The sequence below is a fragment of the Gordonia soli NBRC 108243 genome (assembly GCF_000334455.1).
Taxonomy (GTDB): Bacteria; Actinomycetota; Actinomycetes; order Mycobacteriales; family Mycobacteriaceae; genus Gordonia; species Gordonia soli.
The window spans coordinates 139,189-164,671 of the sequence record NZ_BANX01000026.1; the positions used below are offsets into that span (position 1 = coordinate 139,189).

General features: G+C 67.7%; 27 protein-coding genes. 13 read left to right on the forward strand and 14 right to left on the reverse strand.

The genetic code is table 11. The features are described from left to right. The first annotated feature begins 107 nt into the window (after positions 1 to 107). Complete coding sequence (locus GS4_RS17585; protein WP_040510968.1) at positions 108 to 1,640, forward strand: YgaP family membrane protein; 1,533 nt, start codon at positions 108 to 110, stop codon at positions 1,638 to 1,640. Between the two features lie 37 nt (positions 1,641 to 1,677). On the opposite strand, the gene GS4_RS17590 is transcribed toward GS4_RS17585, so the two are convergent. Next, positions 1,678 to 2,790 (reverse strand): hypothetical protein, encoded by a 1,113-nt coding sequence (locus GS4_RS17590; protein WP_007623019.1) that lies wholly within the window; start codon positions 2,788 to 2,790, stop codon positions 1,678 to 1,680. Positions 2,791 to 3,142: 352 nt separating this feature from the next. On the opposite strand from GS4_RS17590, the gene ppk2 reads away from it, so the two are divergent. The 3 genes from ppk2 (at position 3,143) to GS4_RS17605 (ending at position 5,745) form a co-directional block, all read left to right on the forward strand. Beyond that, positions 3,143 to 3,982 carry a polyphosphate kinase 2 gene (gene ppk2 / locus GS4_RS17595; RefSeq protein WP_007623020.1) on the forward strand — a complete coding sequence of 280 codons (840 nt, stop codon included), beginning with the start codon at positions 3,143 to 3,145 and terminating at the stop codon, positions 3,980 to 3,982. 126 nt (positions 3,983 to 4,108) lie between these two features. Beyond that, positions 4,109 to 5,440 (forward strand): polysaccharide pyruvyl transferase family protein, encoded by a 1,332-nt coding sequence (locus GS4_RS17600; protein ID WP_245555745.1) that lies wholly within the window; start codon positions 4,109 to 4,111, stop codon positions 5,438 to 5,440. Positions 5,441 to 5,448: 8 nt separating this feature from the next. Further along, positions 5,449 to 5,745, forward strand: a complete 297-nt coding sequence (locus GS4_RS17605) for a DUF503 domain-containing protein (RefSeq protein WP_007623022.1) — start codon at positions 5,449 to 5,451, stop codon at positions 5,743 to 5,745. A 9-nt stretch (positions 5,746 to 5,754) separates the two neighbouring features. Here the strand turns inward: GS4_RS17605 and GS4_RS17610 are convergent, their stop codons facing one another. Further along, positions 5,755 to 6,330: a mismatch-specific DNA-glycosylase gene (locus tag GS4_RS17610; protein WP_040510970.1), complete on the reverse strand. Its 576-nt coding sequence runs from the start codon at positions 6,328 to 6,330 to the stop codon at positions 5,755 to 5,757. A gap of 54 nt (positions 6,331 to 6,384) precedes the next feature. Further along, on the reverse strand, positions 6,385 to 6,750 hold the full coding sequence (locus GS4_RS17615) for a VOC family protein (RefSeq protein ID WP_007623027.1): 366 nt from the start codon (positions 6,748 to 6,750) through the stop codon (positions 6,385 to 6,387). 54 nt (positions 6,751 to 6,804) lie between these two features. Here GS4_RS17615 and GS4_RS17620 point away from each other — a divergent pair, with 54 nt between their 5' ends. From GS4_RS17620 to GS4_RS17635, 4 genes are all read left to right on the forward strand, one after another. Continuing rightward, positions 6,805 to 7,413 carry a histidine phosphatase family protein gene (locus GS4_RS17620; RefSeq protein WP_007623029.1) on the forward strand — a complete coding sequence of 203 codons (609 nt, stop codon included), beginning with the start codon at positions 6,805 to 6,807 and terminating at the stop codon, positions 7,411 to 7,413. A 183-nt stretch (positions 7,414 to 7,596) separates the two neighbouring features. After that, a complete protein-coding gene (locus GS4_RS17625) occupies positions 7,597 to 9,045 on the forward strand; it encodes an FAD-binding oxidoreductase (protein ID WP_007623031.1) in 1,449 nt (482 codons plus the stop codon). A gap of 70 nt (positions 9,046 to 9,115) precedes the next feature. Then, positions 9,116 to 9,529 (forward strand): SRPBCC family protein, encoded by a 414-nt coding sequence (locus tag GS4_RS17630; RefSeq protein WP_007623033.1) that lies wholly within the window; start codon positions 9,116 to 9,118, stop codon positions 9,527 to 9,529. Then, positions 9,526 to 9,915, forward strand: a complete 390-nt coding sequence (locus GS4_RS17635; RefSeq protein WP_007623036.1) for a hypothetical protein — start codon at positions 9,526 to 9,528, stop codon at positions 9,913 to 9,915. Before GS4_RS17630 ends, GS4_RS17635 begins: the two co-directional genes overlap by 4 nt. 37 nt (positions 9,916 to 9,952) lie before the next feature. Here GS4_RS17635 and GS4_RS17640 read toward each other — a convergent pair whose 3' ends face one another. From GS4_RS17640 to GS4_RS25665, 6 genes are all read right to left on the reverse strand, one after another. Then, positions 9,953 to 10,597 carry an FMN-dependent NADH-azoreductase gene (locus GS4_RS17640; protein WP_007623038.1) on the reverse strand — a complete coding sequence of 215 codons (645 nt, stop codon included), beginning with the start codon at positions 10,595 to 10,597 and terminating at the stop codon, positions 9,953 to 9,955. A gap of 44 nt (positions 10,598 to 10,641) precedes the next feature. Continuing rightward, positions 10,642 to 11,319 carry a GntR family transcriptional regulator gene (locus GS4_RS17645; RefSeq protein WP_007623039.1) on the reverse strand — a complete coding sequence of 226 codons (678 nt, stop codon included), beginning with the start codon at positions 11,317 to 11,319 and terminating at the stop codon, positions 10,642 to 10,644. Further along, on the reverse strand, positions 11,316 to 12,185 hold the full coding sequence (locus GS4_RS17650; RefSeq protein WP_007623041.1) for a sulfurtransferase: 870 nt from the start codon (positions 12,183 to 12,185) through the stop codon (positions 11,316 to 11,318). The genes GS4_RS17645 and GS4_RS17650 overlap by 4 nt, the downstream gene beginning before the upstream one ends. Then, positions 12,182 to 13,531 carry an LLM class flavin-dependent oxidoreductase gene (locus tag GS4_RS17655; RefSeq protein ID WP_007623043.1) on the reverse strand — a complete coding sequence of 450 codons (1,350 nt, stop codon included), beginning with the start codon at positions 13,529 to 13,531 and terminating at the stop codon, positions 12,182 to 12,184. Before GS4_RS17655 ends, GS4_RS17650 begins: the two co-directional genes overlap by 4 nt. Beyond that, on the reverse strand, positions 13,531 to 14,352 hold the full coding sequence (thiM, locus tag GS4_RS17660) for a hydroxyethylthiazole kinase (RefSeq protein WP_007623045.1): 822 nt from the start codon (positions 14,350 to 14,352) through the stop codon (positions 13,531 to 13,533). The genes GS4_RS17655 and thiM overlap by 1 nt, the downstream gene beginning before the upstream one ends. A gap of 228 nt (positions 14,353 to 14,580) precedes the next feature. Continuing rightward, positions 14,581 to 14,718: a hypothetical protein gene (locus tag GS4_RS25665; RefSeq protein ID WP_157226666.1), complete on the reverse strand. Its 138-nt coding sequence runs from the start codon at positions 14,716 to 14,718 to the stop codon at positions 14,581 to 14,583. 640 nt (positions 14,719 to 15,358) lie between these two features. Between GS4_RS25665 and GS4_RS24895 the strand changes: the two genes are divergently transcribed. Beyond that, positions 15,359 to 15,568 (forward strand): peptidoglycan DD-metalloendopeptidase family protein, encoded by a 210-nt coding sequence (locus GS4_RS24895; protein ID WP_007623050.1) that lies wholly within the window; start codon positions 15,359 to 15,361, stop codon positions 15,566 to 15,568. Between the two features lie 40 nt (positions 15,569 to 15,608). Continuing rightward, the gene (locus GS4_RS24900) at positions 15,609 to 15,809 is read left to right on the forward strand and encodes a hypothetical protein (protein WP_007623052.1); all 201 of its coding nucleotides are present in this window, start codon (positions 15,609 to 15,611) and stop codon (positions 15,807 to 15,809) included. Positions 15,810 to 15,823: 14 nt separating this feature from the next. Here the strand turns inward: GS4_RS24900 and GS4_RS17675 are convergent, their stop codons facing one another. Next, a complete protein-coding gene (locus GS4_RS17675) occupies positions 15,824 to 17,182 on the reverse strand; it encodes a glycoside hydrolase family 183 protein (protein WP_007623054.1) in 1,359 nt (452 codons plus the stop codon). Between the two features lie 188 nt (positions 17,183 to 17,370). Between GS4_RS17675 and poxB the strand changes: the two genes are divergently transcribed. Beyond that, a complete protein-coding gene (gene poxB / locus GS4_RS17680; RefSeq protein ID WP_007623055.1) occupies positions 17,371 to 19,107 on the forward strand; it encodes a ubiquinone-dependent pyruvate dehydrogenase in 1,737 nt (578 codons plus the stop codon). A gap of 51 nt (positions 19,108 to 19,158) precedes the next feature. Here poxB and GS4_RS17685 read toward each other — a convergent pair whose 3' ends face one another. The 3 genes from GS4_RS17685 to GS4_RS25460 are packed head-to-tail and all read right to left on the reverse strand — an operon-like array spanning position 19,159 to position 22,555. Continuing rightward, positions 19,159 to 21,600 carry a Tex family protein gene (locus tag GS4_RS17685; RefSeq protein WP_040510924.1) on the reverse strand — a complete coding sequence of 814 codons (2,442 nt, stop codon included), beginning with the start codon at positions 21,598 to 21,600 and terminating at the stop codon, positions 19,159 to 19,161. Positions 21,601 to 21,659: 59 nt separating this feature from the next. Beyond that, the gene (locus GS4_RS25455; protein ID WP_007623059.1) at positions 21,660 to 21,983 is read right to left on the reverse strand and encodes an alpha/beta fold hydrolase; all 324 of its coding nucleotides are present in this window, start codon (positions 21,981 to 21,983) and stop codon (positions 21,660 to 21,662) included. 35 nt (positions 21,984 to 22,018) lie between these two features. Beyond that, a complete protein-coding gene (locus GS4_RS25460) occupies positions 22,019 to 22,555 on the reverse strand; it encodes an alpha/beta fold hydrolase (protein WP_007623061.1) in 537 nt (178 codons plus the stop codon). Between the two features lie 149 nt (positions 22,556 to 22,704). On the opposite strand from GS4_RS25460, the gene GS4_RS17695 reads away from it, so the two are divergent. Then, entirely contained in the window at positions 22,705 to 24,330 is a 1,626-nt protein-coding gene (locus GS4_RS17695) for an FAD-dependent monooxygenase (RefSeq protein WP_007623063.1), read from the forward strand. Here GS4_RS17695 and GS4_RS17700 read toward each other — a convergent pair. After that, the gene (locus GS4_RS17700; protein WP_007623065.1) at positions 24,323 to 24,694 is read right to left on the reverse strand and encodes a winged helix-turn-helix transcriptional regulator; all 372 of its coding nucleotides are present in this window, start codon (positions 24,692 to 24,694) and stop codon (positions 24,323 to 24,325) included. The genes GS4_RS17695 and GS4_RS17700 overlap by 8 nt on opposite strands. An 87-nt stretch (positions 24,695 to 24,781) precedes the next feature. On the opposite strand from GS4_RS17700, the gene GS4_RS17705 reads away from it, so the two are divergent. Next, positions 24,782 to 25,189 carry a RidA family protein gene (locus GS4_RS17705; RefSeq protein ID WP_007623067.1) on the forward strand — a complete coding sequence of 136 codons (408 nt, stop codon included), beginning with the start codon at positions 24,782 to 24,784 and terminating at the stop codon, positions 25,187 to 25,189. Positions 25,190 to 25,483 lie beyond the last annotated feature (294 nt).

Consider the following 25,483-nt stretch of genomic DNA (forward strand, 5'->3'; position numbering starts at 1 on the left):
GCGATCGGCGCCACCGCCTCCCCGGCGGACAGCAGGCGCCGGTAGCGCAGCGAGCGGGTCGGATGTCCAACCGCTCCTGCCCGACGGGCCGGAGAGGGACACCGCCGATGAATCGCACCACGCGTCGGGTACTGCGCGCCGCACTGGCCGGCATCCTCATCGCGCTCGGGATCGGGTTCGGCGCGTTCAACGCCTGGTGGGTCGCCCTGGTCATCGGTGTGCCGCTGGTCTTCACCGGCCTCGCGCTGACGCCGCGGCCATCCCGGATCTCCGAACTCGACGTCTGGCGTCGGGGCACCACCAAACAGGCCGTTCCCATCGAGGTCAGCGCCATCACCCGCAGCAGTCTCAGCGCAGACGACCTGCAGCCGACCCTGGTGACAGCCACCGTGCGACCGCGCAACGACACCGAATACGAGGCCCGGTGGATCACGTCGATGGGCAAGGGCCATGCCCAGGACCTGATCTCGGCACCGTTCAGCACGATCCCACCCGACCTGCTCCCCCGCCGGTCGGTCCGCGAGGTTCCCGAGTTCCGCGACCACCCCGGTGTGTGGGCGGTCGTCTACCCCGCGATCACGGCGCTGGTGGCCGGGGCACTCGTGTTCGGCATCCCGGCGTCGACGTGGCACGTCGACGTCGACCTGACATCGGTGTCGCTGCCCGGCTCCGGTGAGCCCAGTTCTGCGGACAAGGTCGCCGGGCTCGACGAGCGTCGGCACGAGGTCCTGGCCGAGGTCGCCAAGATCAGCCCGACCGCCTCGACGAATCTGCTGAACATCAACATCGACGAGAACGGGACGTCCCGAGCGGAGGTGTTCGATCCGACGACCGGCGACGCCATCCGACTCTCGTCCTCGGGAGGCTGGAGCACGTCACGCTCGGACACCCGGCTCCGTAAGCCGGACACCTTCACCGCCGCCGAGGTCGCGGCGGTCGACCTGTCCGCGATGTTCGGCACCATGGAGCAGCAGTCGCGGAAGAGTCCCGAGTATCGCCCCGAGAAGAAGTGGAACTGGGTCGATCTGGAGATCAAACGACCCGAGCGCGATCAGCAAGTGGTGATCACGGGCGGCTTCGGGGAGAGCATCATCGCCTCGGTCGACATCGAGGGACGGACCGACGGGACGATCGCCGAGTTCTTCGATCCCGCCGACTTCGCGACCTCCTTCCGACTGGCCCGGCCCGCGCTGGCGGCCGCCGGCTTGTCGGAGGATGCCAAGGTGTTGGAGCGCTTCGAGATCCGCGGCATCGCGAGTAACACCCCTATCATCCGGGCCGGACAGATCCAGAACAGCGGGGGCGTCCTGCTCGAGTTCACCGCTCCTCGGCGCAGTGGGACCATCACGATCGCGCCGGGCGCGTTCCCCCAGATCCGCGAGTACCCGACCTCCGCGACCTCCGAAGGCGACTTCGCGTTCCGCGATGTCTCCGAGGCAGTCTTCGAATCGGTACGTGCCCAGGCGATCCGGCGGGGCGGTGTCGATGCCTTCGACCGTGACGCGGTGGACATCGAGATGCGCACCACCAGCAGCATTCTGGACTACCAACTCGCGATCTTGATCGAGATGGCCGACGCCGACGGCGCCTCCGGCACGTATTCACCGCAGGGACGATTCCTCCGGCCGCAGACGTATTAGGTCGTCCCCCGGTCCGACGATCGGGAGCCCGATCGGGTCAGGGTTCCTGCCGGGACTCGATCGCCCGGCGGGTGACCGCGTGGAGTTCGGCGACCGCGGGCTCCGGAGGATGCAGCACTCCGCGATCGGTCATCGTGGTCACGATGTCGCGGACCCGACCGTAATAGGTGGCCTGCTCGGCGGGTGCCGTGCTGCTCTGTGCGTGGTTGTACAACTTGAGCGCGCGATCGAGATCGGCTTGGTCCGACGCCTGGAAATAGCTGGTCTTGATCTGTTTGCCGTTGGTCTCGCACGCGATCCAGCGGCGCCGCAACACCGCGACCGCCTGCTGGTAGGCGTCGGCGCGGGCACGCGATCCCGGATACCGGTCGGTGCGGAGTGCGGTCGCCTCGTCCAAGGCCAGCTGGAACTCCTGCACCGGCTCCAGCGTCACGTCCGTGACCGCAGGGAACCGCAACAGCAGATCCGGGGCCAGTTCGTACGCACCGTAGTCGCGCAGGATCTCGTCGTGGCGACGCGTCGCCTCCTCCCACAGACGTTCGGCCGCCTCGTCACTCCCGGCGTCCACGATGCGTGGTCCGGACGGCGGTACCGGGCGCTCCTCATCCGTGCGAATCGACTCCGCGCTGGGCCCCGTCTGCGTGGGCCTCGTCTGCGTGGGATCCCCCTGCCTGGGATCGGGCCGGGTCGGATCGGGCTTCGCCTCGGGTGCGACCGATCGGAGTCGGTCGACGACCTCGGCCGCAGCCGGGTCGCTGTGCACGACCCCGACGCGCCAGGTCTCCGCCGGCACCGCTTCTACACCGTGATCGTCGACCTGTGGTCGGAACCCGAGAACGAGAAATCGCTGTCCGGTGATCCGGAGGTCGTGGTCGGCGGCACCACGCATCGGATCGGTCTCCTTCGCGGGTCCCCGCAACGACACCGACTCCAGCAGCGCGAGCGGCCGACTGACGATCCCGTTCCGCTCGTTGCCGAGATAGACCGTGTCGGAGTCGACGGTCAGCACGACGGCGCCTCGCCGACCGAGTCGCCCGAAGGCCGCGAAACCGAGACACGCAGCGACGCCGGCAAAGGCCACCGCGGCGCTCAGTCGTCCCGACCCGGTCGTCGCGTTCAGCACGACGAGGGCGACCAGGCCGATCGCCATCGACCACCAAGCGGCGTTGGCGGCGAGGTGGTGTCGGGGACCCAAGTATTCGGTCCTCGTGGTCACAGCGACCGGTGACGTCCCGACTCGACTCAACGCCCGACCGCCTCTCGCCGACCGCCCGTACGTGGGCGGCGCTCCTGATCCGCTCGATCCGACCAGGTCACACCGGTCGTCATCTTCGGAGAGTGTACGGGGCGCGGTCCGCGATCGCGCCCGGTCGCCGACGACGAGGCCACTGTGGCGAATCTGCTCGACGAAGCCGTGTGGCTGCCCGAGGGCCGGTTGCGCGGCGACTCGCGTCGAGCGCTTGAGCCGCGCCCGAGATGCGATCCGTCATAGGCTGACGCGCATGTCGAAGAACGCCAAGAACTCGGCGAAACGGGCGAAGCTGTCCAAGAAGGTCTACGAGGCCGAACTCTTCCGTCTGCAGACCGAGCTGGTCGATCTGCAGGAATGGGTGCGCGCGACCGGAACCCGGGTCGTGGTGATCTTCGAGGGACGAGACGCCGCCGGCAAGGGTGGCACCATCAAGCGGATCACCGAGTATCTCAGTCCCCGGATCGCACGCGTGGCTGCGCTGCCCGCGCCGACCGATCGAGAGCGCGGCCAGTGGTACTACCAGCGCTACGTCGCGCACCTGCCCGCCCCCGGCGAGATCGTGCTGTTCGACCGGTCCTGGTACAACCGGGCCGGCGTCGAGAAGGTCATGGGCTTCTGCACCCCGGAGGAGCACAGCCGATTCCTGCGCCAGACCCCGATCTTCGAGCAGATGTTGATCGACGACGGGATCCTGCTCCGTAAGTACTGGTTCTCGGTCTCCGACGACGAACAGCTCAAGCGGTTCCGATCACGGATGAACGATCCTGTGCGCCAGTGGAAGCTGAGCCCGATGGACCTCGAGTCGGTGTACCGGTGGGAGGACTACTCGCGTGCCAAGGACGAGATGATGGTGCACACCGACACTGCGCTCAGCCCCTGGTACGTCGTGGAGTCCGACGTCAAGAAGCATGCGCGACTGAACATGATCTCCCACCTCCTGTCGACGATCGACTATCACCAGGTGCCCCGGTCGAAGGTCACGCTGCCGAAGCGGCCGATCGAGAGCGGTAACTACCACCGACCCCCGCGGTCGCTGTCGAAGTACGTCCCCGATCACGTGGCTGATCTGGTGGGCGACGTCGAGGACTGACGGCGCCGGGCTGCTCGTCCGCCGACGTCACATGGTCGCGGCGCGGCCTGACATCGACGCGGCGCGGCCTGATCGGTTCGATGCCGGGCGGGTCAGCCCGTGAGCGGTGTCGACTAGCCTTGTGCGGTGAGCAGCAGGTGGTCCCCACGCACGATGTCGCGTCGGGTGCACGAACGACTGGATCGATCGGAGATCATCTACCTCGTCGCACCGTCGGGACATCCCAACTACGGCGACGAGGTGATCGCACGGGCCTGGCTGCGGCACCTGGCCCGGGCCCGCCCGCATGCGACCGTGGTGCTGGATTGTCACAGTCCCGGCCAGGCGGCACTGTTGCTGCGGTCGACGCATCCCCGCCTCGTGGTCACCGACACCCTGTGGCAGTTGTCGATATTCGCCGACGAGGCCGATCCACCCCCCGACCCTGCCATCCCGCCGTGGGAGTGGGTGTCTCAAGCGGCCACCCGCCTCGGTATCGCGCCCCGGTTGTCCGAGGGCGTCGGCATGCTCGCGGAGGCGAGCAGCCTGCATCTGCTCGGCGGCGGATACCTCAATCGGCTGTGGCCGCATCACGTCTCGTTGGCGACCGCGGTCGCCGCCGTGTCCAAGGCCACCGGAGCCCCCGCCCACGCGACCGGCCAGGGACTCCTGCCGGTCTTCGACCGGCCTCGCTTCGACGCTTTCCTCACCGCAGCCGACGAGTTCGCGGTGTTCGACGTCCGCGACTCCGGCTCACGCGATGCGATCGCCGATGTGTCGGGTCTTCGGGACAGCGGTGACGATGCATGGCTGGCGGTCGGGATCGGCGACGGCGGCCCGATCGCAACGCCCGACACCCCGGTGCAGACCGACTCCGAGACGGTCATCCTCTGTGTCCAATCCGATCTCACCGAGTCCTTCACGGTCGGCGGCACCACGGGGCCCGACGCCCTCGCGCTGCGTGTGCGAGAACTGCTCGACCATTGGGAGGTCCCCGGGACCGCGGTGGCGGTGGTCGAGGGCATCCCCGGTGAAGACGCTCGAGTCCCCGGGCTGCTCGCCGACCGTCTCGAAGGGTCGACGTTCTTGTCGTTCCACGATGTCTGGCGCAAGGGCCTTCCGGCGGGCAACGGATCCACGTGGATCAGCTCGCGGTTCCACCCCCATCTGATCGCGGCAGCAGCCGGGGACTCGGGCGTGGCCCTCGTCGCCAGCACCGACTACTACGCGACCAAGCACCGGTCACTGGTCGAGGCGGGTTCGGCCTGGTCGGTACTCGGTGCAGACGGTGCACTTCCCAGCCGGCCCGATGCCGGCGGATTCGCGCCAGCCGATCGAGCTCGCGCCATCGCCGCGAAACATGTTGTCGCAGAGGAGTTGTATCCGACGCGGACGCCGAGGCAGGCCATCGTGGACCGTGCGGCCGCACATGCGATCGATCGGGAGGCGGCGGCCCTGCGGCCCGGGACCGTAGACTGAGCACCCTCATGTGGATCGGTTTCGCAGACTTCGACTTCCTGCTCGGTGACGTCTCCTCGCTCAAGGAGAAACGGTCGGTCGTCCGTCCCATCGTCGCCGACATCCGCAAGCGGTTCGCGGTGTCGGTCGCCGAGGTCGGTCATCTGGACAAACACCGTCGCGCCGAAATCGGCGTCTCGGTGGTCGCAGCCGATCGCGCACACGTCGACGAAGTGCTGTCGGGTATCGAGCGCGCGGCCGCCGGCCGGCCAGAGGTCGAGTTGCTCTCGGTCCGACAGCGGATCATCGAGGCCGACGACATCTGACCCGCGAACTCAGGGGCGTCGGTCGATGATTCCGGCCGCGCTGGCCGCGGCCCGATACGCCTGTGCCAGTGACTCCACGGTCTCGTGCGCGTTGAGTCCGCTCGGGTTGGGGACCACCCACACCTGGGCGCCGTCCCACTCGTCGGGCTGACGCCCGAGCACCGCTCGTCGATTCGCGAACGCGGTGCGATACGCGGTGATCCCGGCGACCGCCACAACCCGAGGCGCCACGCGGCGCACGGTGCGACGCAGCTGCCGGCCGCCGTCGACCAACTCGGTCGGGTCGAGTTCAGCAGCAGTCGCGGTCGCGCGCGACACCACGTTGGTGATCCCCACCCCGGCATCGAACAGCGCTGCGTTATCGGCATCGCTCATGCCTTCGGAGGCGTCGATCAGGTGGTCGGTGATGCCGGCGCGGAACAGAGCCGGGTAGAAACGATTGCCGCGCCGGGCGAAGTGGGCGCCCACCGCAGCCGTCCACAGGCCCGGGTTGATGCCGACGAACAGCAGTCGGCATCGCGGACCGATGAGGTCGGGAACCTCGCTGCCGCGGAACGACTCGAGTTCGGCGCGTGTGAAGCCCATGTCGGCCATTCAACCCTCGACCCGACCCTGGCGCACCGGTACGGAGGTGTGGCGTCAGCCGAAGAACTCGGCCTCAACCTGTGCCTCGGACACGCAGAACTGATTTCCGTCGGGATCGGCGAGCGTCACCCACCGGAACCCCTCCATCGCATGCTCGTCGACGACCGTCGCGCCCACCGAGGTCAACCGAGCCACCTCGGCGGTCAGGTCCGGTGCGGTCAGATCGAGATGGATGCGGTTCTTGCCCGCCGTCGGTTCGGCGACCTGCTGGAAGGCGAGGCGGGGCGAATCGGCCACGACCACGACGCAGAATCCGCCGTCGTCGTGGACGACGCTGCCGCCGGTCTGCTCGGCCCACCACCGTCCCAGTGTCGAGGAGTCGGCCGTGTCGACCGTGATCATCACAGGTGAGATCGTCATGACACAGACGGTATCGATGACCACCGACGCAACCGGGGTGATTACCGTGATCGCATGCGGCTCTTCCTGGTGCGCCACGCGCAGATCCAACCCAACGTCGACCTGTTCCTCGAATCGACGGTGCCCGGCCCGGACCTCACCGAGGAGGGCAGGCGCCAGGCGGATGCCGTCGTCGACGTCTTCGACGGTCGATCCATCGACGCCGTCTACGCGTCGTCGATGATCCGGACCCGTCAGACCGCCGAGCCCCTGGCCGCCGCCCGCGGACTCGACATCCATGTGCGCGACGGCCTCCGCGAGATCAACTCCGGCCACTACGAGGGCGTCTCGTATCGCGCGGACATCGAGGGATTCATCTCGACGATCCGGTCGTGGGCCGAGCGCGACCTCGACGTCCGGATGCCGGGCGGCGAGACCGGGGCGAAGACCATCGACCGTTTCACCGCGGTCGTCGACGAGGCGGCCACCGGGGCGCAGGATGTCGTCCTCGTCAGCCACGGCGCCATCATCGCGGTGTGGTGTTGTGTCGTGGCCCAGAACGTCAGCACGGCATCACTGTCGGAACACCTGGCCATCCCCAACACCGGCGTCGTGAGCCTGTGCGGCGACCCGACCGACGGTTGGCGGGTCGAGAACTGGGCCGGTCAGGCAGTCGACTCGTGACCGGACAGGGCTCCTGACCGGCCAGGCTCCTGACTGTCGGGCTCCGCGCACCACGAGGGCCAGACCTCTCGTCGCCGCGATCATGCAAGTCTGCTCCAAGTCACCCCCAAGCGTCCGGGGAGATGGTTCTCTCGAACCGACCACAGTCGGCACCATCTGCCGACCACACGCGAGGACCAGACCATGACCGTGAATTCCCCGCTCGACGACCACCCCACCGTCTCCTCCCCCGTACCGACATCCGGGTCAGGTCTTCCGGAACACGCTGAGCTGACCGAACTGCACGAGCGGATCGAAGGACACGTGGTCTCACCCACCGACGACCGCTACGCTGCGGCGCGCTCAGGGTTCAACGTGCTCGCGGATCAGCGGCCGGCCGCGATCGTGCTCCCCACCAATCGCTTCGACGTGGTGGAGGCGGTGCGCTTCGCTGCCGAGCAGGGGCTGCGAGTCACTGTGCAGGCGACCGGGCACGGGTCCGGTACATGCACCGCCGACACCCTCATGATCAACACGTCCACCCTGACCGGAGTGTCGGTCGACCCGGTGGAACGCACCGCGGTTGTCGCGGCCGGCACCACGTGGGGGCCCGTACTGGCGGCTGCCGCCGCGCACGGGTTGGCTCCGCTGGTCGGTTCGAGCTCCGGGGTCGGGGCAGTCGGGTACACCCTCGGGGGCGGCTTCGGTTGGCTGGGACGCAGGTTCGGGTTGTCCTCGGACGCTGTGCGCTCGTTCGACGTGGTCACCCCGGACGGGAACACGTTGCGTGTGAGCACGACGAGCTATCCCGACATCTTCTGGACTCTGCGCGGTGCCGGCGCAGGCAGCATCGCCGTCGTCACGGCGATGGAGATCGAGCTGTTCCCCGTCACCACCGTCTACGCGGGCAACCTCTTCTACCCCGCTGCCGACGCGGGCGACATCCTCCGACGGTTTCGGGACTGGGCGCCCGAGCAGTCCGAGGAACTCACCTCGGCGGTGACCCTGATCAATTTCCCGCCGCTCGAGACTGTCCCGGAACCGTTCCGCGGCAAGAGTTTCGCAGTGGTACGCGGTTGCTGGTCCGGTGACCTGGACACGGGGCGATCGGTGATCGACGAGTGGCGGGGCTGGCGCCCACCGGTCATCGACATGTGGTGCGACCTGCCGTTCGCCGCCGTCGACGCGATCAGCATGGACCCCACCGAGCCGGTCCCGGCGATGACCACCACCGAGTGGTTCGACACGATCTCGGACGAGGCAATCGACATCCTGACCGCGCGGGTGCAGCCGAGCACACCGGATGCGTCGCCGGTCACCATCGGCGAGGTCCGCCACGCCGGGGGTGCCGTCGCACGTCTGGCCGACGACGCCGTCGACGGGCGCGGACGATCCGGTCGATTCCTGCTGTCGTTGGTCGCCATGGTCGGTGACCCACGATCGGCTCCGGTGGTCGAATCGTGGCTCCAGGACACCCGCGACCAACTCCGTCCACACGTCACCGGCGCGACCTTCCTCAACTTCACCGATGGCGCCGAACGGACCGCTCGGTCGTCGAGCTCCTTCGCCGACGAACCGCTGCGGCGTGCGGCCGCGGTCAAAGCCGCGCTCGATCCCGACGATCGGTTCTGTCACGGCATCATCCTGCGGTGACCGTCGACTGCGGTCGGTCTGTGTCGCTCGGCGACCGCGGGCGGTCGGTGGACGGACGTAGGCTTCGACCATGACGGAGATGAACAGCAGACATCTGTCCGTGGTGATCGACGCACCCGCCGACACCGTCTACCGATTCGCCGCCGAACCCGACAATCTGCCTCGATGGGCCGCAGGTCTGGCCTCCGGGGTGAGTCGACGAGGGGACCTCCTGGTGGTCGACTCCCCGATGGGTGAGGTCGCCGTGCGGTTCGCGCCGACCAACGACTACGGGATCCTCGACCACGACGTCACCCTGCCCAGCGGCGAGGTGGTGGCCAATCCGCTACGGATTCTCCCCCACCCTGACGGCGCCGAGGCGATCTTCACCGTGCGCCAACGCGACATGTCCGACGACGACTTCGCAGCGGATTGTGCTGCGGTGCGACGAGATCTGGAATCGCTGCGCAGCGCAGTGGAATCCACTGCGACGACCACGCCGTGACCGACCCGACGCTCGTCGTCGTCGATGCCGCGAACGTCGTCGGTTCCGTCCCCGACGGGTGGTGGCGGGATCGCCGGGCCGCCACCGAACGCCTCCGCGACGCCCTCGCATCGACAGCCACGACGGGTGTGACCGTCGCCCCCGGACCGGTGGAGATCGTGCTGGTGGTGGAGGGGCGGGCTCGTGGGGTCGAGAGCTCGACAACAGTCCGGGTCATCGCGTCCCCGGGTTCGGGTGACGATCAGATCGTCGAGGTGGTCGGCAAACATCCGAATCGACGTCGGGTGGTGGTGACCGCCGACCGCGGTCTGCGCGAGCGCGTGCAGCGGTTGGGTGCCGAGGTCACCGGACCGTCTGCGGTGCCACGTCGGGTCGACCGCGACTGAGCATCACCTGAGGCCGGACCGATCCGCGGGAGCCGGCTCAGGGTCCGACGCTACTAGCCAGATCGACGACCTCGGCGCGTGCACGCTCCAGCGACTTCTCCGACTCGGCGGCCAGCGACGCCAACGGCGCGAGTCGATTCGCGAGTGTGAGGTCGGCGGTGACCACGGTCGTCGGCATACCGAGGGCGGTCTCGAGGACGCGACAGATCGGCGGGATCGTGTGATCGTCCTCTTCGTCGGGAGTCCCGGGACCGTAGGTCAGTCCGCGAGACGATATGAGCACCACCGGGATTCCCGCGAAGGGCTGTTCTGGCGTATCGAATGGCGCGGTGACACCGAGCACGTGGATGTGATCGATCCAGGCCTTGAGCGTCGACGGGATCGACCAGTTGTACATCGGGGCGCCGATCACCAACGCGTCGGCCGCGAGGATCTCACCGATGAGTTCGTCTTGCACGGTCTCCGATTCGGTCGGCGGCTGCTCCGAGTCGATCCGGAGCCGTGGTGCATAGTGCAGGCCCGGATCGACCAGATGGGGCGGCGGCGCAGCATGCAGATCCCGATCGATCACCGCTCGCTCTCCGTCGCGTGCCGACCAGGTGTCGACGAACAGTCCGGTGAGCGCACGCGAAGTCGAGTTCGCGAGATCGGCGGACGAGTCGATCCGCAGCAGGGTCGGCACGTGAGGGCTCCGTTCTTCGACGGTGGTCGCGGTCGCCTGCCAGCTTAGGCGCCCACCGAACCGGGCTGCCGGGGCCCGACGGTACTGCGCACACGTACCTCGTGATCACGGCGCATGTGTTCGAGCATCAATGATCTCGCGGCCTCGGCGTCTCGGGCGACGACCGCCCGGAGGATCGCTTCATGCTCGTCGCACCTGTCGTCAAAGGAGCGATCCTTCTCGTCGGGCCGCCACGGCGCAGACACCTTGGCCTGAGCATCGAGGGTCTGCAGGAGTTCAGCGATGGTGGCGTTGCGTGCGGCAAGACGTAGGGCCTCGTGCCAGCCGTTGAACAGGCGTCGCACCTCTGTCGGGTCGGACTCGGTACGGGCCCGTTCGGTGAGATCGTACAGCCGATGCAGATCGATGTCGTCGCGCCGATCCGCGGCCGCGGCAGCGGCTGCGGCGTCTAGCACCCCGCGGGTCTCGAAGATGTCCACCAGTTCCGACTCCGATCGGCTCCGGAGGACGAATCCGCGCGAGGTCGCACGGAGGAGGCCCTCCTGCTCCAGCAATCCGAGCGCTTCACGGACCGGCGTCCTCGACACGTCGAACTCGGCGCTCAGGACGCCGGGTACCAGGGCTGCGTCCGCGGAGTATGCACCTGTGGTGAGCCGTCGACGTAGTTCGGCGTAGACGATGTCACGGGCGGTGCCGCCACGGACGGCTCCGAGCGAACTCACACGTCGCCCGAGAGTCGGGGTGACGTGGCCAACGGTCGCGATCCGTCGGCGCGCCACTCGGCGAGCGAACCGTCGAAAACCCTTGTGGCGACGCCCTGCTCGGCCAGCGCCAGCGCCAGGCCGGCCGCGTTGATACCCCCACCGCAGTACAGGATCGGTGAGTGCTTCCCGCTCACGCCGACAGCCTCGATGAGTCGTCGAGTGGCTGCGGGGTCGTGGCGACCGTGCGCGTCCAGGGTCTCGGGATAGGGGACGTTGATCGAATCGGGGATCGACCCGGTGCCGGGGACCGCCGGGTCGCCGGCGAAGTCGATCGCACGCAGGGCACAGATCACCGGCACCCGGTCGTCACGCGCGTCGGCGGCCCGCGCGGTCTCGTCGATGTCGGCCACGAGGTCGGGCACCGCGACTGCTGCGAACTCCGTTGTGCCGGTGAACGGACGTCCTGGTCCGACCTCGAGCTGGCGACCTGAGGTCTCCCATGCCGCCAATCCGCCATCGAGCACTCGCACGTCACGATGGCCCCACGAACGCAGAACCCACCAGATCCGAGCGGCCCATGCACCATTCGACCGGTCGTAGACGACCACAGACGAACTCGACCCGACGCCGACAGCCGCTGTCGCGGCCACGATTTGGGAAGGCGTCGGTCGGGTGAACGGGATCGGCGAGTCGGGGTCGGAGAAGCCGGCGAACAAGTCCGCGAATCGCGCGGACGGAATGTGCCCCGACTCGAAGAGATGGCTGCCGTCGCTGTACCGAGGGTCGCGATCGTCACGCTGCACCGTCGCATCCAGCACGACTACGTCGTCGAGGTGCGCGGCCAGCCAGTCGACGTCGACGAAGTGCCCAGTTGCCGCCGTCACGAGAGCTCCTTCGAGCGTTGGGATCCCGCACGTTGGCGCCACTCACCCGGTTCCGGGCGCCGGAGCCCGAGATGATCACGTAGTGTCGTGCCGCTGTAGTCGGAGCGGATCAACCCCCGTCGACGCAGCTCTGGCACGACCTCACCGGCGAAGTCCCCGAAGGCTGCGGGGACATGCGTCGCCTGGATCATGAACCCGTCGGCGGCACCCGCTTCCAACCAGCGCTCCATCGTGTCGGCGATGTCGGTGGGTGAGCCGACCATGTTGCCTTCGGTACGAGCCCCGTACCACTTGCCGATCTCACGTATCGTGAGCTCCTCGCGACGTGCGAACTCCAGGATCTCGCGATAGTGACCGTCCACACCCACCTCCTCGAGTTCCGGCAGCGGGCCGTCGAGGTCGTATTCGGTCAGGTCGACATTCACGTGGTACGCCATCCGCGACAGGCCGGCCTCGGGGGCCACGAGGTCGACGAATTCCCCGTGCCGTCGCCGTGCATCGCGCGCATCCGATCCGACGACCGTTGTCGCGGCAGGCAGGATTCGTACCTGCTCCGGGTCACGGCCACGAGCGGCCACCCGGGCACGAATGTCGCGAGCGAAATCGACTGCGGATTCCAGTGATTCGTGGCTGCAGAAGATGACATCAGCCCAGCGGGCGGCGAAATCCCGACCGGAGGGGGACGCTCCGGCCTGGATGACCACCGGGTATCCCTGCGGCGGTCGCGGTACGCCCAGTGGTCCGCGCACACGGAAGTGCGCGCCATCATGGTCGATCGCGGACACCTCCTCGGGCCGTCCGAACGTGCCCGACCCCTTGTCGCGTATCAACACGTCGTCGGACCAGCTGTCCCACAGACGTGCGGTCACCTCCAAGAACTCCTCGGCCCGGTCGTACCGGGCCGTCCGGTCTGGGAGCGCATCCTGTCCGAAGTTCTGTGCCTCGGCGTCCTGGAAACTGGTCACCACATTCCATCCGGCGCGGCCGCCGGTGAGGTGGTCGAGGGTGGCGAACGTGCGCGCGAGGTTGTAGGGCTCGTGGTAGCCGGTCGAGACGGTGGCCGCCAACCCAAGGTGTCGGGTGGCCGCGGCCATGATGGTGATGACCGGCAACGGGTCGAGTCGCGGAGTGCCGGTGCCCCATCGGACGGCGGGATCGAAGGTGTCACCGAGGCTTCGCGGCACCGCGAGCGAATCCGGGACGAATGCGAGGTCGAAGCAGGCGTCCTCGAGGATGCGCGCGATCTGCACGTAGTGTTCGGCGTCGAGGAATCCGTCCCCGGCATCGGGGTGACGCCAGCCGACCGTGCCCTGCGGCCCGGCGTTGAGGAAGGCGGCCAGATGCATCAGTTGGCCAGCTCCCACAGTCCGTCGACGAGGGCGGTGGCAAACGATCCACTTCCGCCGCGTGGCCCCAGCACTGCGGCCGCCTTGTCGGCCGCGCGCGCATATGCGGCGTGAGCGGCGACCGCCGCGTCGAACGGATCATCGGCCACGGCCGCCACCGCGGCGTTGAGCGCGCCGAGGCTGCACCCGGCACCGGTGACCTGTGTGAGACGGACGTCCCCGCCCTCGACGGCGACGACGCGCCGGCCGTCGGTGATGTAGTCGACCCGGCCGCTGACCGCAACGACTGCGCCGGTACGAGCGGCGAGATCGGTGATATGGGAGATGGCATCGGTCGAGTCGGCGGTCGTCTCGACCCCCTTGCCGAGCGCATCGCCACCGGCGAGGGCGATCAGTTCACTGGCATTGCCCCGGATGATGGTCGGCCGGTGGTCGAGCAGCGAGCGGACGAATGCGTCGTATTCAGTAGCCCCCGCACCGTTGGCGACCGGGTCCAGCACCCAAGGGGTACCTGCGCGGTGGGCGGTGCGAGCGACGGTGGCCACGGTCTCGAGGTCGTTGCTCATCACCGTCGCGGTGTTGATCCACACACCCCCGGCACCAGCCGGGAAGATTCGAGGCCAGTCGGCCCCCGCGCCGATGGCAGGCCCCGCGCCCGCCGAGAGCAGGACGTTGGCGCTCAGGTTGGCGGCGATGTAGTTGGTCAGCCCATAGACAAATGGGGCCTCCGCTGCGACACGTCGGAAGATCGCGGCGACAGACGCGTCGTCGAACGATCGTCGTTCGACGGTGGTCGCGTCGATCGTGGTGGTCTCGGCCATGGTGCTCCTCGGTGAGCGATGTGCGATCGGTGCGGCACGGTCATCCGCTGCCGCGGTGCTGTTTCTGTATACATCTGAATACAGACCGCCCATCGACTTGTGATCATCGCGATCGCAACCCTGCGCGGCAGGAGTGCGGATTCGGCGACCATCCCCAGCGGACAAGTGCGATGCTGAGCTCCGGAGAGGTCAGCTCATGCGTCGATCAGCTTCGCTTCGAGTCCACGATCACCGCCGCCTGCGGCGGTCCCGGAGGTGCGACGCCGCGACCATCGCGGTCGCAGTCGGCGTCGTCACCGCATGCGGCACCGACAGTTCGTCGAACCCGCCGAGCGCGAGTTCCGCCGGGAAACTACTTCCCGTCACGCCGAGCAGTTCACGCCGGCTGTGATCAGTGTGATGTCCACACCGCGGTGGTTCACGGGTTCCGACGCCCGGCGGCACATCGTCTACGAGGTCCACCTGACCAACGGTTCCCCGTCCCGGTGACGGTCACGCGTGTGGAGGCCATCGGCCGCGACACCGGTCGTGCTCTCGCCACTCTGGCCGGCGCGGATGTATCGGCGTCGATGTCCTTGCTGGCGACGGGTTCGGTGCCGACACCGACCATCGGGCCGTCGACGGTCGGCGTCGTGTGGATGGACATCCCGATGGCGGAATCCGCACCGGTCCCGGCGCACATCGACCATCGGGTGACCGTCTCGGTCCCGCCGGGACTGCCGGTACCCGAATCGATCGGCTATTCCGGCGGTTCCGCCGACGTGGACAGGGACGATCCCACGGTCATCGCCCCGCCCGCTGGCCGGGTCAGGGTAATTCGCGGTCGGGAGTTGTTGCGACGGCCCGGCCCGACGTTCTGTCCAGCCCATCGACGACAACCTCTGGCTGGCACAGCGTTTCGCGATCGACTTCAACCGATTGGATTCACGGTCCCGCCTCGCGGGAGGCGATCCCGCCGTCAATTCCAACTTGTTCACCTTCGACCAGCCGGTCCTCGCTGTTGCCGATGCACGAGGTGGTCGCGGCAGCTGACGACTACGCAGACCAGGTCCCCGATGCGCCACGTCCGGTGGGGATCGAGGAGGCCGACGGCAATCACGTGATCCTGAAGCTCTCGAACGGCGTCTACGCGTTCTACGCGCACCTGAAGTCCGGCACCGTCGGAGTCCGGGTGGGACAACGGGTCACATCCGGCCAGGAGGTCGGCCGGATGTGACCCCGGTAGCTCGACCGGGCCGCATCTGCATTTCCAGCTGATGGACCGGCCGTCAGCCCTCGCGGCCGACGGCCTCCCCTATGTCTTCGACTCGTTCGTGGCGGCCGGAACAGGCCCGGCGATCGATCAATTGGTCTCTGCCGATCCCGGTGCACCGGTGCCCGTCGATCGTGCGGAATCCGGCCCGCGCACCGACCAACTCCCGCTGGGCGGCACCGTGGTCGACTTCCCGACCCGGTGACCAGACCGACGGCGTCAGCGCAGCCCCGGCACCCGGCTCAGGTCGGTGCGGATCAGCATCACGTTGTAGTCACTCCACCGAGAGGCATTGAAGTACAACTCCTTCCCGGTGCCCGTCAGAGCAGGCGACGTCGGTAAGACCATCGGTCCGTACAGGACCGCTGCGCCCGGCGGCACGATGTAGGTCGGTCGACTCCACGGGCCCTGCGGATGATCGGCGGTCCGGATCCGGATGCCTACGTCTCCGTCGAGCATGACGTACTTCTTCAGGTACGGGCTCCACGACACGGACAGCTCGGTGACCGGCGCGGGAACGACGATCGCCGTACCGTCATCGGGGATCTGACCGATGTCGTCGACCCAGCCGCGACCCGAACCGGCCCAGTACTGGTAGGCATCCAGATCGAGGATCTTCGACTCCGGCACGCGACCGAGGAAGCCTGCACCGAATCGGCCGTTGGGCGTACCGAACTGGTACACGTAGTCGCGATCGGCCGCATCGTCCGCACGTCCGCGGACATAGGCGCTCTGCTGGAACTTGCCGTTGTTGCGGTCGACCTTGGGCAAGCCGTCCGGTAGTGCCAGGGTCAGCGGCGCGTTCACCAGGACGGTGGAGATGTCGGTGTTCCACGACTGACCGTTGTTGTCGGAGTACGCGATACCGGAGAAGTTGGTGACCCATCGACCGGCCGCGCCCCAGGATCGCACAGACATGTAGTTGATGATCTGTCGGGTCCCGTTCGGCCCCGGCACCGCGATCGCAGCGGTCGGGATCGTCGTCACCTCGATGTTGGAGATGCCGAGCGACGGGATCAGTTCCTGCGCGAATCGAGGACGATCAGCGCTGACGACCGAGCCGGACCGCACGTCCCCCGGCACGCCGTCCCGAACCAAGATCCCGTTGTCGAGGTCGGTATCCGACGTCCGCAGCAGCACGTTGTGTCGCCACTCCTGACCCGCCACCGCGCAGTTTCCGAACGTGTCACCGAACGCCATCAGGGTCTGTCCGCTGCCGTTGTCCCAGCTGATCCCCAGGTCGGTGCCGGATATGCCGAACCTGTTGTAGGTGCTGTTCTGGCTACGTGGTCCCGTGACCCAGGCGACCGCCTTCGACGCAACGCCTGCATACACGGGGAGTGATCCCTGCGGCACCTGCGTCGAGCGCGATCCCGACGAGCCGGATCCGAGGGAGCCGAGCGCGCCAGATGATCCGGGGAGTCCGGCGGAACCGAACAGGCTCGAGCCGGTACCGCCGTTGCCGCACGGTGCTGCCGATGCTGCTCCGGAACCGAGGGTCACGGCGACGCCCGATGCCGCGGCGAGACCGCCGCACAGCAGGATTCGTCCGATCATGGCGAGACGGGTCGAGGGCATCGGTCTCCTGCTCCTGGGTGTTCAGGTCCTGGGATGTGGCGCGGCCGACATCCCGGCAGGGTGCGGCAGATGTTACTCAAGTGATTAGTGTGAATGAAGTGACGACAGTTGTCCGCACCTCCGCCATCACGATCCGGCAACACCTCTGATCGTGGCAGCATCGGGATCCCCAGAGAAAGGCCTCACTCGTGGCAACCACCGTGGCCGACACAATGGTCGAGATCATCAAGAACGCCGGCGTGCAGCGCGTCTACGGCATCCCCGGAGATTCGCTGAACGGCTTCACCGACGCACTACGCAGGGACGGCAGTATCGCCTGGCAGCACGTCCGGCACGAGGAGGGTGCTGCGTTCGCCGCGTCCGCTGAAGCGGCGCTGACCGGCGAACTCGCGGTCTGCGCGGGTAGTTGCGGCCCGGGCAACCTACATCTGATCAACGGCTTGTACGACGCGCACCGCAGTCGGGTGCCGGTGCTGGCGATCGCCGCTCACATCCCGGGCGGCGAGATCGGCAGCGGCTACTTCCAGGAAACCCACCCGGAGCAACTGTTCGCCGAGTGCAGTTCGTTCTGCGAGATGGTCAACACCCCGGAGCAGATGCCGCGGCTGCTGGAGATCGCCACGCGTACGGCCGTGGAGACGCGTAGGGTGGCCGTCCTGATCATCCCCGGTGAGACATTCCTGGCCAAGAGTGCCGGACGCCGCAGCAGCGCCCCCATCCTCCCGATCTCGCGGGTGACGCGACCCACCGACACCGAGCTGGCCCGTGCAGCGGCTCTGCTGAACGGCTCCGAGAAGGTGACCATCCTGGCCGGCGCAGGCGTACACGGCGCGCACGACGAGCTCGTGGGACTCGCGGCTGCCCTGCAGGCGCCGATCGTCCACGCTCTCCGCGGCAAGGAGTTCGTCGAGTACGACAACCCCTTCGACGTCGGCATGACCGGCCTGCTCGGCTTCTCCTCCGGTTACCGCGCCATCGAGGCGTGCGACACCCTGCTACTGCTCGGCACCGACTTCCCCTACCAGCAGTTCTATCCGTCCAAGGCCACGATCATCCAGCTCGACCTCCGGGGCGAACAGATCGGCAGACGGACGCCGGTGGACCTCGGGCTCGTCGGCAGCGTCGCCGACACGATCCCGGCACTGCTGCCGTTGATCGACCGCGGACGCTCGGAGAAGCACCTGTCGACGGCGCGGTCGCATTATGCGACCACGCGCGAACGGCTCGACGACCTCGCCGTCAACGACCGCAACCGGACCCCGATCCATCCGCAGTACCTCGCGAAGCTCCTGAGCGACAACGCGTCCGACGACGCCGTATTCATCCCGGACGTCGGGTCACCGGTGGTGTGGGCCGCGCGATACCTCAGGATGAACGGATCCCGTCGTCTGATCGGTTCCTTCACCCACGGGTCCATGGCGAACGCGGTCTCCCAGGGAGTCGGTGCGCAATCGGCATTCCCCGGGCGCCAGGTGATCGCACTCGCCGGAGACGGTGGCCTCGCGATGCTCCTGGGGGAGTTGATCACGCTGACGCAGAACTCGTTGCCGGTCAAGGTGATCGTCTTCAACAACTCGTCGCTCAACTTCGTCGAGGTCGAGATGAAGGCGGCCGGCTTCGTCAACTACGGCACCGACCTGGAGAACCCCGACTTCGCCGCCCTCGCGAACGCCATCGGCATCTTCGGACGCCGAGTCGAACAACCCGATGATCTGGCGGGTGCCGTGCGAGCCGTCCTCGACCACGACGGGCCGGCACTGCTCGATGTCGTCACCGCGCGGCAGGAGCTCTCGATCCCGCCGACAGTCACCGCCGCACAGGCCAAGGGCTTCACCCTCTACGCCCTGCGCACGGTGCTGTCGGGCCGGGGCGACGAACTCGTCGACCTGGCCGAGACCAACCTGTTCCGCCGATTGTTCGACTGAGTCCCACCGCAGCATCGCCCCTCGGATGATAGGGGCGATGCCGCGTGTCGACTACTTGCCGAAGCCGGCGTCGCGCAGGGCTTGTGCCATCGACCCCGTCGGCGCGGATTCGCGGCGGTCGCCACCCCGCCCACGGCCGTTGCCCTGCCGGTTGCCCTGCTGGGCGCCTCTGCCCTGCTGGGTGCGGTTGTTCTGGCCGCCCCGTCCCTGACCATCACGTGCCTGGGCTCCGCCGCGCGGCTGATCGGGACCTCGTCCACCGCCGGCTCCCGATGTCTTTGCAGCCGAGCCGGTCTGCGGATCGTCGTCGAGGCGCAGGCTCAAACTGATGCGCTGTCGTTCGACGTCGACTTCCATGACCTTGACCCGGACCACCTGCCCGGAACGGACCACCTCGTGTGGGTCCGAGACGAAGCGGTGGGCCATCGCCGACACGTGGACGAGTCCGTCCTGGTGGACGCCGACGTCGATGAATGCGCCGAAGGCCGCCACATTGGTGACCACTCCCTCGAGCACCATTCCGGGGCGGAGGTCGCCGACCTTCTCCACACCGGCGGCGAACGTGGCCGTCTCGAAGGCGGGGCGGGGATCACGCCCCGGCTTCTCGAGTTCGCCGATGATGTCGACGACGGTCGGCAGACCGAAGCGGTCGTCGGCGAACTCGGCGGGCCGCAGGGCGCGCAACGACTTCTCGTCGCCGATGAGTTGCGCGAGCTGGACGCCAGATCGATCGAGGATTCGGCGGACCACCGGATAGGACTCCGGATGAACACCGGATGCGTCGAGCGGATCGTCTCCGTCGCGGATGCGGAGGAAGCCGGCGCAGAGCTCGAAGGCCTTGGGTCCGAGACGTGGGACATCGAGCAGCGCAGCTCGACTGCGGAAGGCCCCGGCGCTGTCTCGATGGGCGACGATGGCCTCGGCGAGCGTCGGCGTCACGCCGGACACCCGCGACAACAGCGGCACCGAGGCAGTGTTGAGATCGACACCGACCGCGTTCACAGCATCCTCGACGACGCCGTCGAGGCTGCGCGCCAAGGTGCCGGGCGTGACGTCGTGCTGATACTGGCCGACCCCGATCGACTTGGGTTCGATCTTCACCAATTCGGCCAGGGGATCCTGGAGCCTGCGCGCGATGGAGACTGCGCCACGGAGTGAGACATCGAGCTCGGGCAGTTCCCGGGAGGCGTACTCGGACGCCGAATATACCGACGCGCCCGCCTCGCTGACCACGGCCTTCGCCGGCGGGGTGGCTCCTGCGGTACGGATGTCGGCGACGAGTTCGGCTGCCAGCGAATCGGTCTCCCGTGACGCCGTGCCGTTGCCGATGGCGATCAGTTCGACGCCGTGCCGTGCCACGAGTGCGGCGAGGGTGGCCTTGGCGGTATCCCATTGCTTCTGCGGTTGATGCGGATATATGGCGCAGGTGTCGAGAACCTTGCCGGTTCCGTCGACCACGGCGACCTTGACGCCGGTCCGGAAGCCGGGGTCGAGACCGAGGGTGGTGCGATCCCCTGCGGGTGCAGCGAGCAGAAGGTCTTTCAGATTCTTCGCGAACACCGCGACGGCATCCTCTTCTGCCTTCTGTCGCAGCCGGATCCGAGCATCCACCGCTGCCGTGACGGCGAGTTTGACCCGCCACGCCCAACGCACGGTGCCCACCAACCATTGGGTGCCCGGCCCCGGATGCGACGCGTCGACGCCCAGGGTCGCGGCGATCATCGCGCGGTAGTGCTCTTCATCTCCCCCGTCGAAGGCGAGCGACAGGACTTCTTCCTTCTCGCCACGCAGGACGGCGAGCACGCGGTGTGACGGCATCGCGTCGAGCGGCTCGGAGAATTCGAAGTAGTCGCGGAACTTCTGTCCGGTGGGGCTGTTCGCGACCTGCTCCGAGCGCGGCGACGTCCGGATCTCGCCGTTGGTCCAGAACCGCTCACGAACCGCGCCGACGAGTTCGGCATCCTCTGCGGCCCGTTCGACCAGGATGTGCCGGGCGCCCTCGAGGGCGGCAGCGGCATCGGCGACCTGATCCGAGCGGAACTCCGCGGCAGTGGCCTCGGGGTCGAGCCCAGGATCGGCGAGCAGTCGGTCGGCGAGAGGTTCCAAGCCCGCCTCGCGCGCGATCTGTGCCTTGGTGCGCCGTTTGGGCTTGTAGGGCAGGTAGATGTCCTCGACTCGCGACTTGGTCTCCGCGGCGAGCAGCGCGGCGCGCAGATCGTCGGTGAGTTTGCCCTGCTCGTCGATGGACGCGATGACCGCGTCCCGACGCTCGTCGAGCTCGCGGAGGTACCGCAGGCGCTCGTCCAGGGTGCGCAGCTGGGCGTCGTCGAGGCTGCCGGTGACCTCCTTGCGGTAGCGCGCGACGAACGGCACGGTCGCGCCGTCGTCGAGGAGCCGGACGGTCGCGCTGACCTGGTTCTCCCCGACCCCGAGTTCCTCGGCGATGCGGGCGTTCACGGACTTGATCGGAGAGCTCGGATTCACTCGGAGCACCCTACCCAAGCGTCGTGACAGCGCCCCCGCGCGGAGCCGTCGCGTGTCGCCTCGAGCCGTCAGGTCTGCGCGGATGCGAGGTGGTCGGTGATCGCTGTCTGCAGCGAGTCGGCGCCGGGCCCCAACCACGCCGACAGGTGGGTGCCGACGTCGACCGTCACGAGACGGGCACCGAGAACAGCGCCGACCGCGTGCTCACTCTGGTCGTACAGCACGTCGGCATCGGTACGCGCGTGGATGAGCAGAGTCGGTGCGCGGACATCGGCCAGGGGCAGCTCGAGGTCGGCGAACTGCCGGAAATCGTTCTCGAATCCGGCACGCCGAGCACCGGTCACGGTGTCGAACATCGCGACGGCGAATGCGGCTTGCTCATCGTCGGCCACGATCTGAGCTGTCAGGTCTCGCGCCTGGGCGCGCGTCAGGTCCCCTCACCGGCCAGCGGTGTGGACATCGCGGTGGCGGGTGCACGCTCGGCGAAGGTCGTGGTCAGCCACCTACCCACACCCGTGAACAGCATCCTCTCCTCGACCAGCTCCAATCGTCCGCGTAGCGTGCCCGCCGGATCGAAGGAGGCGCTGACCGCTGCCACACCGACGACTGCGGTGACACGGCCCGGATATGCGGCTGCGAGCGTGTAACTGGCCGGCCCGCCGCCGGACCAGCACACGATCGAGTATCGGTCGATCCCCAGGCCGGACATGATCTCTGCCGCCATCGTCGCCTGTGCCGACGGACCGGCGGACTCGGCCGAGAGCGGGGTGTTGCGATGGCCCGGGCGTGAGATCGCAACAACCCGACGCGAACGGGTCAGGAAGTCCGACGTGAGTGCACCCTGGTCGCGGCCTCCGGGTGAACCATGGACGAAGAGCACTGCCGAGCCTCGTCCGCGGTCGGTGTACTCGACCGTCCCGAATGATGTCTCCGTGGTCTGCTCGCCGACGTCACCGGTCGACACGGCACCACCTCGGCAATCCGTTGGCGATCCACACACTGTAGTCGCGCACGCACTGTCTCCCGGCCGTTTTCACCGACGCCGATCTCGCAGATCTCCGACGGTCGGACACGTTCAGTGTCCATACTCCTCCTGAGAGATAGGGGTCCTCCATGACCGACATCGATGTACTCGTCGCCGGCGCCGGACCGATCGGATTGGCCGCGGCCGTCGAACTCCGTCGACGCGGGGTGCGGGTGCGCATCGTGGATCCACTTTCCGAACCGCCGCTCTACGCGAAAGCTGTTGGCGTGCAACCTCGCACGCTCGAAGTATTCGAGGGAATGGGGGTGCTCGGCGAGATCCTCGCGGCGGGCGTGGAGATGCGCGGGCAGGTCGTCTACGTCAACGGCGATGAGGTCTCGCGGATCGATCTCGTACTGCCCGAAGAGATCCCGTTCCGCTTCTTGGCCATTCCCCAGTATGAAACCGAGCGGGTCCTGCGTGAACGGCTCGCCGAGCTCGACACGACGATCGAGCGCGGCATCGCGGTCTCGGGCTTCACGCACGACGACTCGGGAGTCACCGTGACCCTGACCGGTCACGACGATGCCGGCCGAGAATCCGAGGCCCAGGTACGCGCCGCGTACCTGATCGGCGCCGACGGAGCCCACAGCATCGTCCGCAAGACACTGGGTCTCACGTTCGAGGGCGGTGCGCTCGCCGATCAGTACATGCTCGGTGACGTCGAGGTCGACTGGTCTGTGCCCGCGGGCTACGGCGTGCGGTCGATGCACCGCGGCGAGAACGGGGTCGACGATCTGCTGGTGTGCATTCCCCTGCCCGGCCACGGTCGATACCGGATGTCGATGCTCGTGCCGCCCGACCTCTCGTCGGCGCCCGACGCCGGTGGCGACGGCATCACACACGGCTTCGAAGGTGCTTGCGCGCCAGAGCTCTCACACATCCAGGCCGTCCTCGATCGCCTCTCACCAGAACCCACCACGGCCCGCAACCTCCGATGGTCCTCGGTGTTCCGGATCAGCCATCGAATCGTCGACGCGTACTCGCGCGGTCGGGTGTTCGTCGCAGGCGACGCCGCGCACATCCATCCGCCGACCGGCGCCCAGGGCATGAACACCGGAATCCAGGACGCCCACAACCTCGCTTGGAAGATCGGGCTCGCGGTGGGCGGGTTCGCCGCCGAGGGGCTCCTGGACAGCTACGACGCCGAGCGTCGGCCGGTCGGCGAAGAGGTCGTCGGCCGAACGGTTCGCAGCGCGAAGGACGGCATCGGTGCCGACATCACCGACCCGACTCAGATCGTCCTCCGGGAGGCCCAACTGCTCATCGACTACACGGCCAGTCCGATCGTCTCTCCTGCGTCGGGTGACGGTGTGCAGCCGGGTCATCGGGCACCGGACGCCACCGGCCTACGACGCGATGTGGTCAACGGCCCCACGCGGCTGTTCGCACACCTCGACCGACGGAGACACAGCGCGCTCGTCTACACCGACACCTCTGGTGCCGCCGAGATCAGCGTTCTGGAGTCGCTCGCGGAGCGGTTGCGGGATCTGATGCACGACCAGGTCCAGGTCCACCTCGTCGTCGCGGACGGCATCGATGTCGGTCAGACGACATTGTCGATCCTCCGTGACCAGGACGGCGAGTTCGCCAGATCGTATTCACCGCAGGGGAACTCGCTGTTCCTCATCCGCCCCGACGGGTACCTGGGACATCGCGGCACGACCGCCGACGCCCAGGCCGTCGAGGCGTACGTCCGAACCGTGTTCAGCTGACCGGGCGCACGGCGGTCGCTTCCGCCCGAACCTCTGCGTAACGACCGCGATAGAGCTCTCCCCAGCTCCGGAGGCCGATGAGCAACGGTTCCAGCGTGCGGCCGAGTTCGGTCAGCGAGTATTCGACCTTGGGTGGCACCTCCGGATACGCGGTTCGGAGCACGAGTCCGTCGTCCTCGAGTTCACGGAGTTGCCGGGTCAGCATCCGCGGGGTGACGGGCGGCAGGGCTCGATGGAGCTCACCGAAGCGATGGATTCCGTCGGCCAGATGATCGAGGATCATCAGCTTCCATTTACCACCGATGATCTCCACCGCGAGCTCCGTCGGACAGTTCTGTTCGGTCCGATCGACCTGATCGCGCATCACTGACCTCCTCGGTATCCGATCGGATAGTACTGGTCAACAAAGACCGTACTTGCCGAAACGTAGCTGCGGGTCGAGGGTGATCCCATGACCGAGACGACGACTCCGTTCACCCAGATCGCCACCGCCCCCGATTGGTATGAGCCCTACGCCATCTCGCAAGCAATCGAGGTCGGCGGCCTGATCTTCGTGTCCGGCCAGGCCGGCATAGACGAGTCCGGCACCACCGTCGCCGGCGGATTCGAGGCCCAGGCACGACAGGCCTTCACGAACCTGCGCCTGGTGCTCGAAGCGGCCGGTTCCGATCTCGCGCACGTCGTGAAGGTCACCATCCTGGTCACCGACATCTCCGTGATCGACACGGTCATCAAACTGCGCCGGGAGTACTTCACCCACCCGTACCCCGCCGACACCATCGCGCAAATCGACGCCCTGGCCGCACCGGAGTGGGAGATAGAGATCGAGGCCATCGCGGTGGCGTCACCGACGGCATGACCAGTTGTCACCTCGCCTGATCGGGCGTCGAGCCCGGGATGGTCCGGTCATCCCGGTTTCGGTGGTACCGGCAGTCTCCTCGTCTGCTCGCGAGACGTGCCGGCGCTTCGATATCCCACCGTCGATCGTGCGCTCTGATCCGTCGATCGTGCGCTCGAAATCGTTCATCGTGCGTTGCTGTGGCCGCGGATCGGCGAGACGTCCGGCGGCGAGTGCACGGTCGACGTTTTGGAGCGCACGGTCGACGTGGCCCGTCTCGGCCTCGCCTCGCATGCCGGTCATCCCGGTTTCGGT

Coding starts and splice junctions, on each gene's coding strand:
- GS4_RS17655 (WP_007623043.1), bottom strand. CDS start 13,531: ATGCATCTGGCCGCCTTCCTCAACGCCGGGCCGCAGGGCACGGTCGGC.
- GS4_RS17615 (WP_007623027.1), bottom strand. CDS start 6,750: ATGACGATCTCACCTGTGATGATCACGGTCGACACGGCCGACTCCTCG.
- GS4_RS17610 (WP_040510970.1), bottom strand. CDS start 6,330: ATGGGCTTCACACGCGCCGAACTCGAGTCGTTCCGCGGCAGCGAGGTT.
- GS4_RS17620 (WP_007623029.1), top strand. CDS start 6,805: ATGCGGCTCTTCCTGGTGCGCCACGCGCAGATCCAACCCAACGTCGAC.
- thiM (WP_007623045.1), bottom strand. CDS start 14,352: ATGGCCGAGACCACCACGATCGACGCGACCACCGTCGAACGACGATCG.
- GS4_RS17585 (WP_040510968.1), top strand. CDS start 108: ATGAATCGCACCACGCGTCGGGTACTGCGCGCCGCACTGGCCGGCATC.
- GS4_RS17605 (WP_007623022.1), top strand. CDS start 5,449: ATGTGGATCGGTTTCGCAGACTTCGACTTCCTGCTCGGTGACGTCTCC.
- GS4_RS17695 (WP_007623063.1), top strand. CDS start 22,705: ATGACCGACATCGATGTACTCGTCGCCGGCGCCGGACCGATCGGATTG.
- GS4_RS17625 (WP_007623031.1), top strand. CDS start 7,597: ATGACCGTGAATTCCCCGCTCGACGACCACCCCACCGTCTCCTCCCCC.
- GS4_RS17675 (WP_007623054.1), bottom strand. CDS start 17,182: ATGCCCTCGACCCGTCTCGCCATGATCGGACGAATCCTGCTGTGCGGC.
- GS4_RS17700 (WP_007623065.1), bottom strand. CDS start 24,694: ATGCGCGATCAGGTCGATCGGACCGAACAGAACTGTCCGACGGAGCTC.
- ppk2 (WP_007623020.1), top strand. CDS start 3,143: ATGTCGAAGAACGCCAAGAACTCGGCGAAACGGGCGAAGCTGTCCAAG.
- GS4_RS17590 (WP_007623019.1), bottom strand. CDS start 2,790: ATGGCGATCGGCCTGGTCGCCCTCGTCGTGCTGAACGCGACGACCGGG.
- GS4_RS24895 (WP_007623050.1), top strand. CDS start 15,359: ATGCACGAGGTGGTCGCGGCAGCTGACGACTACGCAGACCAGGTCCCC.
- GS4_RS24900 (WP_007623052.1), top strand. CDS start 15,609: ATGGACCGGCCGTCAGCCCTCGCGGCCGACGGCCTCCCCTATGTCTTC.
- GS4_RS17630 (WP_007623033.1), top strand. CDS start 9,116: ATGACGGAGATGAACAGCAGACATCTGTCCGTGGTGATCGACGCACCC.
- GS4_RS17705 (WP_007623067.1), top strand. CDS start 24,782: ATGACCGAGACGACGACTCCGTTCACCCAGATCGCCACCGCCCCCGAT.